The sequence below is a fragment of the Mammaliicoccus vitulinus genome (assembly GCF_029024305.1).
In the GTDB taxonomy this organism is placed as follows: domain Bacteria; phylum Bacillota; class Bacilli; order Staphylococcales; family Staphylococcaceae; genus Mammaliicoccus; species Mammaliicoccus vitulinus.
The window spans coordinates 2,117,547-2,130,941 of sequence record NZ_CP118974.1 but is presented as its reverse complement, the minus strand read 5'-3'; the positions used below and the strand labels follow the sequence as shown (position 1 = coordinate 2,130,941).

Below are 13,395 nucleotides of genomic sequence, written 5' to 3'. Positions count from 1 at the left end.
ACATACAGAATCACTTTTTATAATGCGTATGTTTTCTTGTGAAACATTTTCAGTCTTCTGAGTCTTCGTGCGTTTTACCCGTGAATTTATCAGAAACGCACAATATCTTCTGAGTCTTCGTGCGTTTTACCCGTGAATTTATCAGAAACGCACAATATCTTCTGAGTCTTCGTGCGTTTTATCCAAAATTTACCAAAAACGCACAATATTGTTTGAGTCTTGGTGCGATTTATCCGTGAATTTATCAAGTCAGGATCCACATGATAAATAGCAAAAAGATGACTGGGACATTAACATCCTAGATTAACAAGAAAGAGCGTAAATTCTTGAATAAATAGGAATTTACGCTCTTTTTCTTATATTGGTAGCCATTAAAGCTAAACCAATTTATGTACTTTAGATTTTAACTAATTTCACTATAATATTCTCCACGATTTTGCAAAGTGCTGACGCCCGGGGGAATAGTATGAGTGAGAGACTACAGGCTCGAGCCATACCCCCAGGCAAGCATGCACTTTCAAAATCGTAAGATTTTAAAACATACGGGCGTTCTATGTTGCTTGTTTGGTAAGTCTTGCAACATACAGCATGCACTTTCAAAATCGTAAGATATTAAAATATAAAAAATCTCTTCACTAGGCTTACCTAATGAAGAGATTTTCTATTTTGAGAATGGATATTTATGTCCCAGTCTCTTGATAAATTCTATTTTATGCCGCCCATCAATGTTTTGATTTTTGGACTAGCTACTAGAAGTAAGATAGCTATAATAATTGCTAAAATACCTGAGTATAAGAAGTAATCATTTGAACTTATACTCGTGTAAACTTTAACCATTTGAGCATTTAACCCTTGTGCCATAGCATTTGATAAGAACCAAACACTCATCATTTGAGCTGTAAATGCTTTTGGTGCTAATTTTGTTGTTGTTGATAAAGCGATTGGTGAGATACAAAGTTCACCAAGTGTTACTAGTAAGAAACTTGCGAATAACCATACTGGGTTGATTAATGATGAATCACTTGATAAAGGTACAACCATAATGATATATGAAAGACCTGCTAAGAATACACCTATAGAGAACTTATAAACAGTAGGTGGATTGAACTTACCTAGTTTAACCCATAAGATTGAGAATATTGGTGCGAATAGAATGATGAAGAACGGGTTAAGTGACTGGAACCAAGCTGCTGGTATGTTGAAATCAATTGCACCACCAGTTAGTTTAGCCATACTTAATTGTGTTTTAGTATCTGCAAATTGTGCTAATACTGTAGAACCTTGTTCTTGAATCATCCAAAACGCTACTGCAGCTATAAATAATGGTATGTACGCATACACACGTGTACGTTCGTAATCTTCCGTCTTTTTACTTACAGTAATTTTTATAAAGTAATAAATTGGTAATAGAACACCTAGAACTGAAATGAAGTTCGCAAAGTTCGGTAATGTTAATTGACCAAATATACTTAGAATAACGCAGACAATTGCGATGACTGCAACGACAATTGCAACGATTTTTGTAATTTTTTTCTTTTCTTCTGAATTTAACGGATCCGGTACTTCTATACCAGCTAGACCTAAATATTTCTTGTTTGTTAAGAAATAAATGATTAAACCGAGAAACATACCTACTGCCGCTACTGCGAAACCAGCATGGAAACCAACGTTAACTTGTAACCAACCGATTAATAGTGGTGATAGTAATGCACCTAAGTTGATTGACATGTAGAAAATTGTAAATGCTGAGTCCAATCTTGGATCATTTTTCTCATATAATAAACCAACAGTTGATGAAATGTTAGGTTTCAATAGTCCTGTACCAATGATTAAGAATAAAAGTGCGACTAATAATAAAGTGAAATTGCTCGGTAGTGATAATAGAACATGACCGATCATGATGAGTATTCCACCATAGAATAATGCATGTCGTGTACCTGTAATTCTATCAGCAATCCATCCACCAATGACACCACTCATATAAACAAGTGCACCGTAGATAGATACAATTTGAAGTGCTAAACCTTGATCAATGCCAAATCCGCCTTTTGCTACTGAATAGTAAATGTAGTAGGCAAGAATAGCCTTCATCCCATAATAACTAAATCTTTCCCAAAATTCAGTTAGGAACAATGTTGATAAGCCTTTAGGATGGCCAAAGAAACCAGTACGCGGTGTACTCTGGATAATTTCCTCTTTAGTATAATGTTTGTTACCCATTTTTTACTTCCCCTCATAATAAACTGTATTCATTTTTTAGATGTACTTAAAATTAGCACATGTTAAATTGTAATCGTTTCGTAAAATAAACACAAGTTAAAGATTAACAATATTCATACAATAGTGATTATTTAAAATAATTAAATACAGTAGCGTCAAGGGTTACACGTAATTTTAAAAAAAATTAATTTTGTAAGCGTTTTCTTTTATAGGTGGTTAATATGTCTATATATGTGAAAAATGTAAATGTTATATAGTGAAAAAACCACATCCGCAATAAAGGGATGTGGTATATGAATTATCTGTTATCTATATTTTCAGGATATAAGTCGTGATTCATCATGCGATATTCTGCCATTTTTTCATACTTTGAATCTGGTCTACCGTAGTTCGTATATGGATCAATTGAAATGCCACCTCGTGGCGTAAATTTACCTAAAACTTCTATATAATGGGGGTCCATTAATTCTATTAAGTCATTCATAATGACATTCATACAATCTTCGTGAAAATCTCCGTGGTTTCTAAAGCTAAACAGATATAATTTTAAAGATTTAGATTCTACCATTTTTACATTTGGAATGTAAGAAATATAAATAGTAGCAAAATCCGGTTGTCCAGTGATTGGGCATAATGATGTGAATTCTGGACAATTAAATTTAACGAAGTAATCTCTACCTTGGTGTTTGTTGTCAAACACTTCTAATACCTCTGGCGTATATTGATCGTGATATTGATTGTTTTGATTCCCTAATAATGTGATATCTTTTAATTCTTCTTTATTTCTTCCCTCTGACATTATGATTCTCCTTTTGAAATGGATTGTTTCGGTTTTGGATTTCTTTGAGCTTTTCTGAACATATAATATCCTGCAAGGAATATAATGATATATCCTAGATAGCTTAATAAATCGGGTACCTCTTTAAATATGATGAAACCGAGTAAAGCACTAAATATTACAGAAGCATATACAAATATTGAAATATCTTTAGCAGCAGCAAAACTATATGCGATTGTTATGCCAAACTGACCAATTGTTGCGAACACACCCGACATTAACAATATGATAACTTGTGATGTCGTCATCGGTTCAAATGTAAATATGACAAATGGGATTAATGCGACTGTTGAAAAGAATGAAAAATAAAAAACTGTTGTATAAGATTTTTCGCGTTGTCCTAATGGTCTTAAAGCTGTGTATGCGCCAGCAGCAAAAATACCTGATAGTAATCCGATAATTGCAGGGGTTGTATCTGAATCAAATGTAGGTTTAATGATGAAAAGTGCACCTGCAATTGCAACAACCATTGCAATAATTTGATATTTCCGGGCTTTTTCATTTAAAAACAATGCACAAAGTAGTATAGTCCAGAATGGATTTAATTTCATTAACATGTCTGCATCACTTAAAACCATATGATCGATTGCATAAATATTGAGCAACACACCAATTAAACCAAGTGTGGAACGTAATATAAGCAATGGTTGGTTTTCTAATTTACCGAAAAAGGGTGCTTTAAATTTGATAACGAAGTAAATGGGTACAATCATCGCAATAAGGTTTCTAAAGAGTGATTTTTGAAAAACCGGTAAGTCACCAGAAAGTCTGAAGAATACAGCCATTAAACTAAATCCTATTGATGAAATGAGTATGGCTATTATACCTTTAACTGTAGAGTTCATTTATACACCTTCCAATTTTTATCAATGAACATATATTATCATAATTCACTTTAAAAAGTATATGTCTTGTTAACGCATTTGGATTCTAAATATAAATTTTAAATGAAAGATATTTTTAAATGTTGATATAGCAATGTTTATTAGAAGATGTAGGAAAGTCAAGCCTATTTTTTTATAAAAATTAAGGTATTATAAGTGTTATGAATCATTTATAGTGTTATAATAAAACACACAATATAGTATGTGCATAAGAAATTGAACACTATATCTTGTGTTTTGCACATTTAGTACAAAAATGAATAAAGTGTTAAAATTTTTGTATTTTTAATTTTATAAATACAATTTGTTAAGTATATATATGTGGTAGGTGAAAGTTTATGAAGATAATTTATTACTCTTTAACAGGTAATGTAAGACGGTTCATTCAGAGGGCTGGATTGTCTGATACAATGGCTCTCACTGAGGCTAACAAAACAAATGTAATAAACGAACCATTTATAATGGTTACAGGTACAATTGGATTCGGCCAAGTACCTGACACTGTGCAAGATTTCTTGAATGTAAATCATCAACATCTTAGAGCGGTAGCAGGTAGTGGAAATAGAAATTGGGGACAGAATTTCGCGAAAGCAAGTGAAGAAATCGCGAATAAATATCATGTCCCTTTATTGATGAAATTTGAATTACACGGTAACCAAGAAATAGCAGATGAATTTAAAGAAAAGGTGGTTAATCTCTATGAAAATGATCAACAAACAACAGAAAAATCATATTGAATTAAACAATAAAGTAACTAAAAGAAGAGAAGACGGCTTTTTCGATATTGAAAAAGATCAAGAAGCTTTAGAAGTATATTTAGAAGAAATAGCAGAAAAAACAATCCAATTTAATGATCCAATGGAACGCTTGCACTTTTTAGTTGATCAAGACTTCTATTATGATTTATTTAAAGAATACAGTGAAGAATCACTTAAAGAGATCAACCAGTTTGCAGATTCAATTCCTTTTCAATTTGCAAGTTATATGTCAGCAAGTAAATTTTTCAAAGATTATGCATTAAAGACTAATGATAAATCCGAATATCTAGAAACATATAAAGAACACGTTATTATTGTGGCGCTATATTTAGCTAAAGGTAATGTTAAACAAGCTAAGCAATTTGTTGAAGGTATGATTGAACAACGTATTCAACCTGCAACACCAACATTCTTAAATGCTGGTAGAGCAAGACGTGGTGAGTTAGTCAGTTGTTTCTTACTAGAAGCAGATGATAGTTTAAATTCAATTAACTTTATCGATTCAACTGCTAAACAATTGAGTAAAATTGGTGGCGGTGTAGCTATTAATTTATCTAAATTACGTGCTCGTGGTGAAGCAATCAAAGGCATTAAAGGGGTAGCTAAAGGCGTACTTCCAGTTGCGAAATCATTAGAAGGTGGATTTAGTTATGCTGATCAGCTTGGTCAAAGACCTGGTGCAGGTGCAGTTTATTTAAACATCTTCCACTATGACGTACTAGAATTTTTAGATACTAAAAAAGTTAACGCTGATGAAGATATTAGACTTTCAACAATATCTACAGGCTTAATCGTTCCTTCAAAATTCTTTGATCTTGCTAAAGAAGGTAAAGATTTCTATATGTTTGCACCTCACACTGTTGAACGTGAATACGGTGTAACGCTAGACGATATTAACCTAGATGAATATTATGATGAGCTTGTTGCAAATCCTAATGTTATTAAAAAAGCTAAAGACGCTCGTGATATGCTCAATACAATTGCGCAAACACAATTACAATCAGGTTATCCTTATTTGATGTTCAAAGACAATGCGAATAAAGTACATCCGAACGCAAATATTGGTCAAATTAAAATGAGTAACTTATGTACGGAAATTTTCCAATTACAAGAGACATCTATTATTAATGATTACGGCACAGAAGATGAAATTAAACGTGATATTTCATGTAACTTAGGGTCATTAAATATCGTGAATGTAATGGAATCTAAGAAATTTAAAGATTCAGTTCATATCGGAATGGACGCATTAACAGTTGTTTCTGATGATACAGAAATTAAAAATGCTCCAGGTGTGAGAAAAGCGAACAGTGAATTACATTCAGTTGGCTTAGGCGTTATGAATTTACATGGTTATTTAGCTAAAAACAAAATTGGCTATGAGTCTGAGCAAGCAAAAGACTTTGCTAATGTATTCTTTATGACTATGAATTACTATTCTATTCAACGTTCAATGGAAATTGCGAAAGAAAGACAAGAAACGTATGTTGATTTCGATAAATCTGATTATGCTTCAGGTAAATATTTTGAAAAATATATTCAAAATGATATTAAACCACAATTTGATAATGTTACAGCATTATTTGAAGGCATTGACGTTCCAACAGCTGAAGATTGGAAAGCATTAGCAGAAGCGGTTAAAGAGAATGGATTATATCACGCGTACAGACTTGCTATTGCACCAACTCAAAGTATTTCATATGTGCAAAATGCTACAAGTTCAGTAATGCCTATCGTAGACCAAATTGAAAGAAGAACATATGGTAATGCAGAAACATTCTATCCAATGCCATTCTTATCACCAGAAACGATGTGGTATTACAAATCAGCATTTAATACAGATCAAATGAAATTAATTGATTTAATTGCAACAATTCAAGAGCACGTAGACCAAGGTATTTCTACAATCTTATATGTTAATTCAGAAATTTCTACACGTGAACTTTCAAGATTATATGTATATGCTCACCATAAAGGTTTGAAATCACTTTACTATACACGTAATAAATTATTAAGTGTTGAAGAATGTACAAGTTGCTCAATTTAATCATTTTAATAAGATAGGAGATCTAACATGAAGGCAGTAAATTGGAATACACAAGAAGATATGACAAATATGTTCTGGCGTCAAAACATCTCACAAATGTGGGTTGAATCAGAATTTAAAGTATCTAAAGATATAGCAAGTTGGGAAACACTTACAGAACCTGAAAAAAATGCATTTAAAAAAGCATTGGCAGGACTTACAGGTTTAGATACACATCAAGCAGATGATGGAATGCCACTAATAATGATGCACACGAGCGATTTACGTAAAAAAGCTGTGTATTCATTTATGGGTATGATGGAACAAGTACATGCGAAAAGTTATTCTCATATATTCACAACATTGTTACCATCTAGCGAAACAAACGAACTATTAGATACATGGGTTGTAGAAGAACCACATCTAAAATACAAATCAGATATAATTGTAGGAAACTACCATAAACTGTGGACTAAAGAGGCTTCTGTATATGATCAATATATGGCTAGAGTATCAAGTGTGTTCTTAGAAACATTCTTATTCTACTCAGGCTTCTATTATCCTTTATATTTAGCTGGACAAGGTCGTATGACAACTTCAGGTGAAATTATTCGTAAAATATTATTAGATGAATCGATTCATGGTGTATTTACAGGATTAGATGCACAAAGTCTGAAAAATGAACTTTCACAAGACGAACAAATTAAAGCTGATAGAGAAATGTATCGTATGCTTGATTTACTATATAAAAACGAATACGAATATACTAAAATGTTGTACGATGAAATAGGATTAACGAATGACGTAATGAACTATGTAACATATAATGCTAACAAAGCATTAGCAAACTTAGGATTCGAACCTTACTATGAAGAAAAAGCATTCAACCCGATTATAGAGAATGCTTTAAATACAAGCACTAAGAACCATGACTTCTTCAGTGTTAAAGGTGACGGTTACGTAATAGCATTAAATGTAGAATCACTTACAGATGACGACTTCGTCTTTGATGAAAAATAAAAGTTTAGGACATTAACATCCTAAATTAATATAAAAGAGCGTAAATTCTTCGAAAATAAGAGTTTACGCTCTTTTTACTATATTGTTTGCACACTTCGTCTTAAATGATCTTTTATAATTGATAGGCATTAAAAAGTTAACATATTTTTCATTATTTATTGAATTTAAAATGGATTTATTGTTTATAATGAGTGTAATAGCATGAAAGGTGGATTTTACTCATGAAAAGAATTGTGATAAGTATTTTAACGGTATTAATGATTTCTATGCTTGCAGCATGTGGAAATGATAAGAAGGAAGATGAGCATAATCATTCAGAACATAAGTCTTCTGATAAACCTCAAGCTTTAGAAGTAGCTTTAAATGTACCTAAAGAAGCTAAGAGTGGGGAAGAAGTTGAATTATCAGCGGAAGTTAAACTTGGGGATGAAAAGGTTAAAGATGCAGATGAAGTAATGTTTGAAATTGTTAAAGATGGGGACAAGGCTTCTTCTGAAATGAAGAAAGTTAAAGAAAATAAAGATGGCGTATATACTTTGAAATATAAGTTTAAAGAAGCTGGTAAATACAATGTAACGAGCCATGTTACAGCTAGGGATCAACATACAATGCCTAATCAAAATATTAATATTAAATAATTATTAAAGAGTAGTGGAATATAATTCCATTGCTCTTTTTTAAAATAGCATTGCATTTAATTTTATTCTTCATTACAATAGAGATAATGATAATCGTTATCAACTAATGAGAAGTAGGGTGTGACATGGGAAAGTTTTTAATGCGTTTAGATGTTTTAGCTATATTATTAGTAATCGCAACATTCTTCTCGATTTTTATAGGTGTCTCTGAGGTAAAACCTTTACATATATTTAATCTATCTGATGAACAAAAAAATATATTAGTATCGAGTAGGATTCCAAGAACAGTAAGTATTATTATTTCGGGTAGCTCTTTAGCAATTTGTGGGCTTATTATGCAACAGCTCACGCGTAATAAATTTGTTTCGCCAACAACGGCTGGAACAATGGACTGGGCTAGATTAGGTATTTTAATTTCTTTAATTGCTTTTCCAGAGGCAAATATATTAGTTAAATTACTATTTGCTACATTGTTGAGTTTGTTAGGAACAATGTTATTCATGCAAATTCTACAAAGAATTCAATTCAAAGATGTCATATTCATTCCACTAGTTGGTATTATGCTCGGAAATATCGTTTCTAGTTTTTCATCTTTTGTTGCTTTAAGAACGAATGCTGTGCAAAGTATAGGGAATTTCATGCAAGGTAATTTTTCGATTATTACAAGCGGTAGATATGAAATTTTATATATAAGTATTCCGTTATTGATTCTTGCATTTATATTTGCAAATCAATTTACGATTGCTGGAATGGGTAAAGATTTTAGTGTGAACTTAGGACTTAATTATCAAAAAGTCGTCAATATCGGGCTGATTATCGCATCAATTATTACCGCGCTCGTTGTTGTAACAGTTGGGATGATGCCTTTCTTAGGATTGATTATTCCAAACTTAATATCAATGTTTAGAGGTGATCATTTAAAAAATGCACTTCCACATACAGCTATTTTCGGCGCATTGTTTGTTATGATTTGTGATGTATTAGGTAGACTCATCATTTTCCCTTATGAAATTACAATTGGATTAACGATTGGTGTAATTGGTAGTTTTATTTTTATAGTAATGCTGATGAAAGGACGATCAAGAAATGCTCAATAGATTATCACCTGTACATAAATTAATCCTTTTATCTGTTTTAACACTACTGATTGCAGCATTGTATTTGTTTTATAATATTAATCCAAATATTCTAGAGTATCAATTAACGGGGCGTGTAAGAAAAGTAATTGCTATGTTATTAGTAGGTGGAAGTATTGCGGTGTCTACAGTAGTTTTCCAAACGATTACGAATAACAGGATTTTAACACCATCTATTATAGGTTTAGATGCTGTATATATGTTTATTAAGACTTCTTTAATATTTGTATTTGGTTCAACTTCGACAATTGTATTAAACTATCAATTGAATTTTATAATTACGCTTGTCGGAATGATTTTATTTAGTTTGTTTTTATTCCAAATATTATTTAGATCTAAAGATCAGAATGTATTCTTCATATTATTATTAGGTATTGTGTTTGGTACATTCTTCTCTAGTTTATCTAGCTTTATTGAAATGATGATTGATCCTGAAGAATTTTTATCTATACAAAGTGCAATGTTTGCAAGTTTTAGTGCTATTAATGAAAAGTTGCTCGTAATATCAGGTACAGCACTTTTAATCATGATTGTAATAGCATTTAAGATTAAGCCATATTTAGATGTATTGTCATTAGGAAGAGATCATGCCATCAATCTTGGCGTTAATTATATGAATGTGACAAGATGGCTCATGGTTATGGTTGCATTGCTTGTTACAATTTCAACTGCGCTTGTAGGTCCTATTACATTTTTAGGTCTACTCGTCGTTAATTTAGCACATGAATTTATGAAAGAATTTGAACACAAATATATACTGCCAGCTTCTATACTCATAAGTTGGATCAGTTTGTTTTTAGGTCAATGGGTAGTCGAACACATATTTGAAGGAAACACAGAAATTAGTATCATGATTAACTTTATAGGCGGTATTTACTTTATATTCTTAATTTTAAAGGAGCGTAATGTAGCATGATTAAAGTTCAAGGTTTAACAAAAGCTTATCATCAGAGCAAAGTCGTTGATGACGTTGATATAGAAATTGAAAAAGGTAAAATCACTTCTTTTATTGGACCGAATGGTGCTGGGAAAAGTACGGTTTTAGCTATGGTTAGCCGATTGATTGAAACAGATGAAGGTAATATTAAAATAGATAACCAAGATATCTCTTCAATGAAAAGTAATGAACTTGCTAAAAAGCTCTCTATTTTAAAACAAACGAACCATACAGAACTTAAGATTTCTGTAAGACAACTCGTGAGTTTTGGTAGATTTCCTTATTCAAAAGGTAAATTAAAAAAAGAAGACCATATCATGATTGATAAAGCATTAGAATATTTAGGATTAACGAACATTCAAAATAAATATTTAGGTGAGTTATCTGGTGGGCAAAAACAAAGAGCATATATTGCGATGACAATCGCTCAAGATACAGATTATATATTATTAGACGAACCATTAAATAATTTAGACATGAAACATTCTGTACAAATTATGAAAATTTTAAGAAGACTTGTTAAAGAAATGAACAAAACGATTGTGATTGTGATACACGATATTAATTTTGCATCTTGTTACTCGGATAAAATTATTGCGATTAAAGAAGGTAAAGTAGAAATAGCAGGCCTTAAAAATGAGGTTATCAATGAACCAGTATTGAGTGATATTTATGATTTAGATATTAAAATAGAAGAAATTAATGGTCAACGTATATGCGTTTATTTTGATAATGAATACATTGAAGCAGATGAAATAAAAACGTTAGCGATGTAATGGATTAAGTTTCATACATTGAAGGGAGTGATGCTTGATATTAGATGGGCAGATAGGTTTTTGGACACATTTTACATCATTCAATCAGAAGGAGAATCATAGTCAATGAAAAAAGTATTCAGTTTTATATTAATTGCAGTATTATCAGTAGTACTTGTGGCATGTGGAAGTAACTCAAGCAGCAAAGAGGAAAAATCATCAAAAGATGATACTAAAAGTGAGTCAAAAACAATAGAAATTCAATCGAAATATCAAGTTCGCGGTGAGAAGAAAGATGGCAGTGATTCTAAAAATATCGAAGAAAAAGTTAAAGTACCAGTTAATCCTAAAAAAGTAGTTGTATTAGATTATGGTGCTTTAGATACAGTTGAAGCTTTAGGTGCAAAAGATACAGTTAAAGGTGCTCCCAAAGGGGAAGGTGGCGCATCATTACCTGACTTCTTAAATACATTTAAAGGTGACGACGTTGTTAACACTGGTTCAGTAAAAGAAGTAAACTATGATAAAATAGCTGAAATCCAACCAGACTTAATCTTGTTCTCTGGCCGTACAGCTGGTACAGAAGTACAAGATGAATTGAAAAAAGCAGCTCCAGATGCAGCGAGATTATATGTTGGTGCAGATGATAAAGATTTATTAAATTCAGTTGAAGAAAATACGACGAATTTAGGTAAAATCTTTGATAAAGAAGATAAAGCAAAAGAATTAAATGCAGATTTAGATAAAAAAGTGAAAACAGCTAAAGCAAAAGCTAAAAAAGTAGACGACAAAGCAATGTTCTTATTAGTTAACGAAGGTGAATTATCTACATATGGTCCAGGTGCTCGATTTGGTAGCTTAATTTATGACGTATTAGATATTAAACCTGTCGATAAAAATATTAAAGCAAGCGGCCACGGACAACCAATCAGTTATGAATATGTTACTGAGAAAAATCCAGGTATCATTTATGCAATGGATAGAGGTAAAGCTATTGGTGGTAAAGAAAGTTCAAACAAAGCATTATCAAATGATGTCATTAAAGATGTAGATGCTATTAAAAATGATAAAGTCATTAATGTTGATCCAGAATTATGGTACTTAGCTTCAGGTGGCGTAAGAACAACTGAAAAACAAGTAGACGAAGTCATTAAAGGTTTAGAATAAAAGTAAAAAAGACAAGCGATATTAATTAATCGCTTGTCTTTTTTAATCTTTTAATCTTTCTCCGATGATTCTTACTTCTCTTTTTAATTCTACGTCAAATTTTTCTTTAACTACGCTTTGGACATGTTTAATGATGTTTTCATAGTCTGTGGCTGTACCATTATCTACATTCACGATAAATCCGGCATGCTTAGTAGATACTTCTACGCCACCAATTCTATGACCTTGTAGTCCTGCATCTTGAATAAGTTTACCAGCAAAATGATTAGGTGGTCTTTGGAAGACACTTCCACATGAAGGATATTCTAATGGTTGTTTATCTTCACGACGTTGTGTTAAGTCATCCATAGTTGCTTGAATTGAATTAATGTCACCGTCTTTTAATTTGAATGTTGCTTCTAATACGACTAAATGTTTTCGTTGAACAATGCTTGTACGATAGTCTAATTCTAAATCTTCACCTTTAATGACGTGTAATTGACCTGTATCATCTACCGCCTTAATGTAATCTATACAATCTTTCACTTCGCCGCCATATGCACCAGCATTCATGTATACTGCTCCACCAACAGAACCTGGTATCCCACAGGCAAATTCTAAACCTGTTAAATGATGATTTCTAGCACGTCTAGATACATCAATAATAGCTGCGCCGCTTCCGCAAGTAATGGATTGATTATTAACGGTTATTTGATTGAATTGTAATAAGCTTATAACAATGCCTCTTATACCACCATCTCGAATGATGATATTTGAACCATTTCCTAAAAATGTTAATGGAATTTGATTATTATATGCAAATTCTATAATCTTTTGTACTTCTATATGTGAAGTGGGTGATAAATAAAAGTCCGCTTTGCCACCAGTTTTAGTGAATGTATATCTTTTTAGTGGCTCGTCTACCTTTATAAGTGATTTAGGGAGGAAAGTAGTTAACGCCTCCAAAATAGTATGATTATCCAACGTACGACGTCCTTTCTTTATTGTGCGCTTAATACTATTATATCAAGATTTAT

At 31.9% G+C, this 13,395-nt stretch carries 12 protein-coding genes; 8 read left to right on the top strand and 4 right to left on the bottom strand.

Features of this window, described 5'->3' with window-relative positions; all coding sequences use genetic code 11:
- Window positions 1-705 precede the first annotated feature (705 nt).
- The 3 genes from PYW35_RS10685 to PYW35_RS10675 form a co-directional block, all read right to left on the bottom strand.
- On the bottom strand, window positions 706-2,220 hold the full coding sequence (locus PYW35_RS10685; RefSeq protein WP_103323512.1) for a peptide MFS transporter: 1,515 nt from the start codon (window positions 2,218-2,220) through the stop codon (window positions 706-708).
- A 298-nt stretch (window positions 2,221-2,518) separates the two neighbouring features.
- Window positions 2,519-3,019 (bottom strand): preQ(1) synthase, encoded by a 501-nt coding sequence (queF, locus tag PYW35_RS10680; protein ID WP_016911811.1) that lies wholly within the window; start codon window positions 3,017-3,019, stop codon window positions 2,519-2,521.
- Window positions 3,019-3,903, bottom strand: a complete 885-nt coding sequence (locus PYW35_RS10675) for a DMT family transporter (RefSeq protein WP_016911810.1) — start codon at window positions 3,901-3,903, stop codon at window positions 3,019-3,021. The genes queF and PYW35_RS10675 overlap by 1 nt, the downstream gene beginning before the upstream one ends.
- Window positions 3,904-4,280: 377 nt before the next feature.
- On the opposite strand from PYW35_RS10675, the gene nrdI reads away from it, so the two are divergent.
- The 8 genes from nrdI (at window position 4,281) to PYW35_RS10635 (ending at window position 12,379) form a co-directional block, all read left to right on the top strand.
- Complete coding sequence (nrdI, locus tag PYW35_RS10670; protein WP_016911809.1) at window positions 4,281-4,679, top strand: class Ib ribonucleoside-diphosphate reductase assembly flavoprotein NrdI; 399 nt, start codon at window positions 4,281-4,283, stop codon at window positions 4,677-4,679.
- Complete coding sequence (nrdE, locus tag PYW35_RS10665; RefSeq protein ID WP_016911808.1) at window positions 4,642-6,747, top strand: class 1b ribonucleoside-diphosphate reductase subunit alpha; 2,106 nt, start codon at window positions 4,642-4,644, stop codon at window positions 6,745-6,747. The genes nrdI and nrdE overlap by 38 nt, the downstream gene beginning before the upstream one ends.
- Window positions 6,748-6,774: 27 nt before the next feature.
- Window positions 6,775-7,746, top strand: coding sequence for a class 1b ribonucleoside-diphosphate reductase subunit beta (gene nrdF, locus PYW35_RS10660; protein ID WP_016911807.1), 972 nt, complete (start codon window positions 6,775-6,777; stop codon window positions 7,744-7,746).
- Between the two features lie 221 nt (window positions 7,747-7,967).
- Window positions 7,968-8,384 carry a FixH family protein gene (locus tag PYW35_RS10655; RefSeq protein WP_103323460.1) on the top strand — a complete coding sequence of 139 codons (417 nt, stop codon included), beginning with the start codon at window positions 7,968-7,970 and terminating at the stop codon, window positions 8,382-8,384.
- Between the two features lie 125 nt (window positions 8,385-8,509).
- Window positions 8,510-9,481, top strand: coding sequence for an ABC transporter permease (locus PYW35_RS10650; RefSeq protein WP_016911805.1), 972 nt, complete (start codon window positions 8,510-8,512; stop codon window positions 9,479-9,481).
- Window positions 9,471-10,436: an iron chelate uptake ABC transporter family permease subunit gene (locus tag PYW35_RS10645; protein ID WP_204107849.1), complete on the top strand. Its 966-nt coding sequence runs from the start codon at window positions 9,471-9,473 to the stop codon at window positions 10,434-10,436. Before PYW35_RS10650 ends, PYW35_RS10645 begins: the two co-directional genes overlap by 11 nt.
- Window positions 10,433-11,233 carry an iron ABC transporter ATP-binding protein gene (locus tag PYW35_RS10640; RefSeq protein WP_016911803.1) on the top strand — a complete coding sequence of 267 codons (801 nt, stop codon included), beginning with the start codon at window positions 10,433-10,435 and terminating at the stop codon, window positions 11,231-11,233. The genes PYW35_RS10645 and PYW35_RS10640 overlap by 4 nt, the downstream gene beginning before the upstream one ends.
- Before the next feature lie 105 nt (window positions 11,234-11,338).
- Window positions 11,339-12,379, top strand: a complete 1,041-nt coding sequence (locus PYW35_RS10635; RefSeq protein ID WP_103323461.1) for a ferrated catecholamine ABC transporter substrate-binding lipoprotein SstD — start codon at window positions 11,339-11,341, stop codon at window positions 12,377-12,379.
- 42 nt (window positions 12,380-12,421) lie between these two features.
- On the opposite strand, the gene murB is transcribed toward PYW35_RS10635, so the two are convergent.
- Window positions 12,422-13,342 (bottom strand): UDP-N-acetylmuramate dehydrogenase, encoded by a 921-nt coding sequence (gene murB, locus PYW35_RS10630; RefSeq protein ID WP_016911801.1) that lies wholly within the window; start codon window positions 13,340-13,342, stop codon window positions 12,422-12,424.
- Window positions 13,343-13,395: the final 53 nt, after the last annotated feature.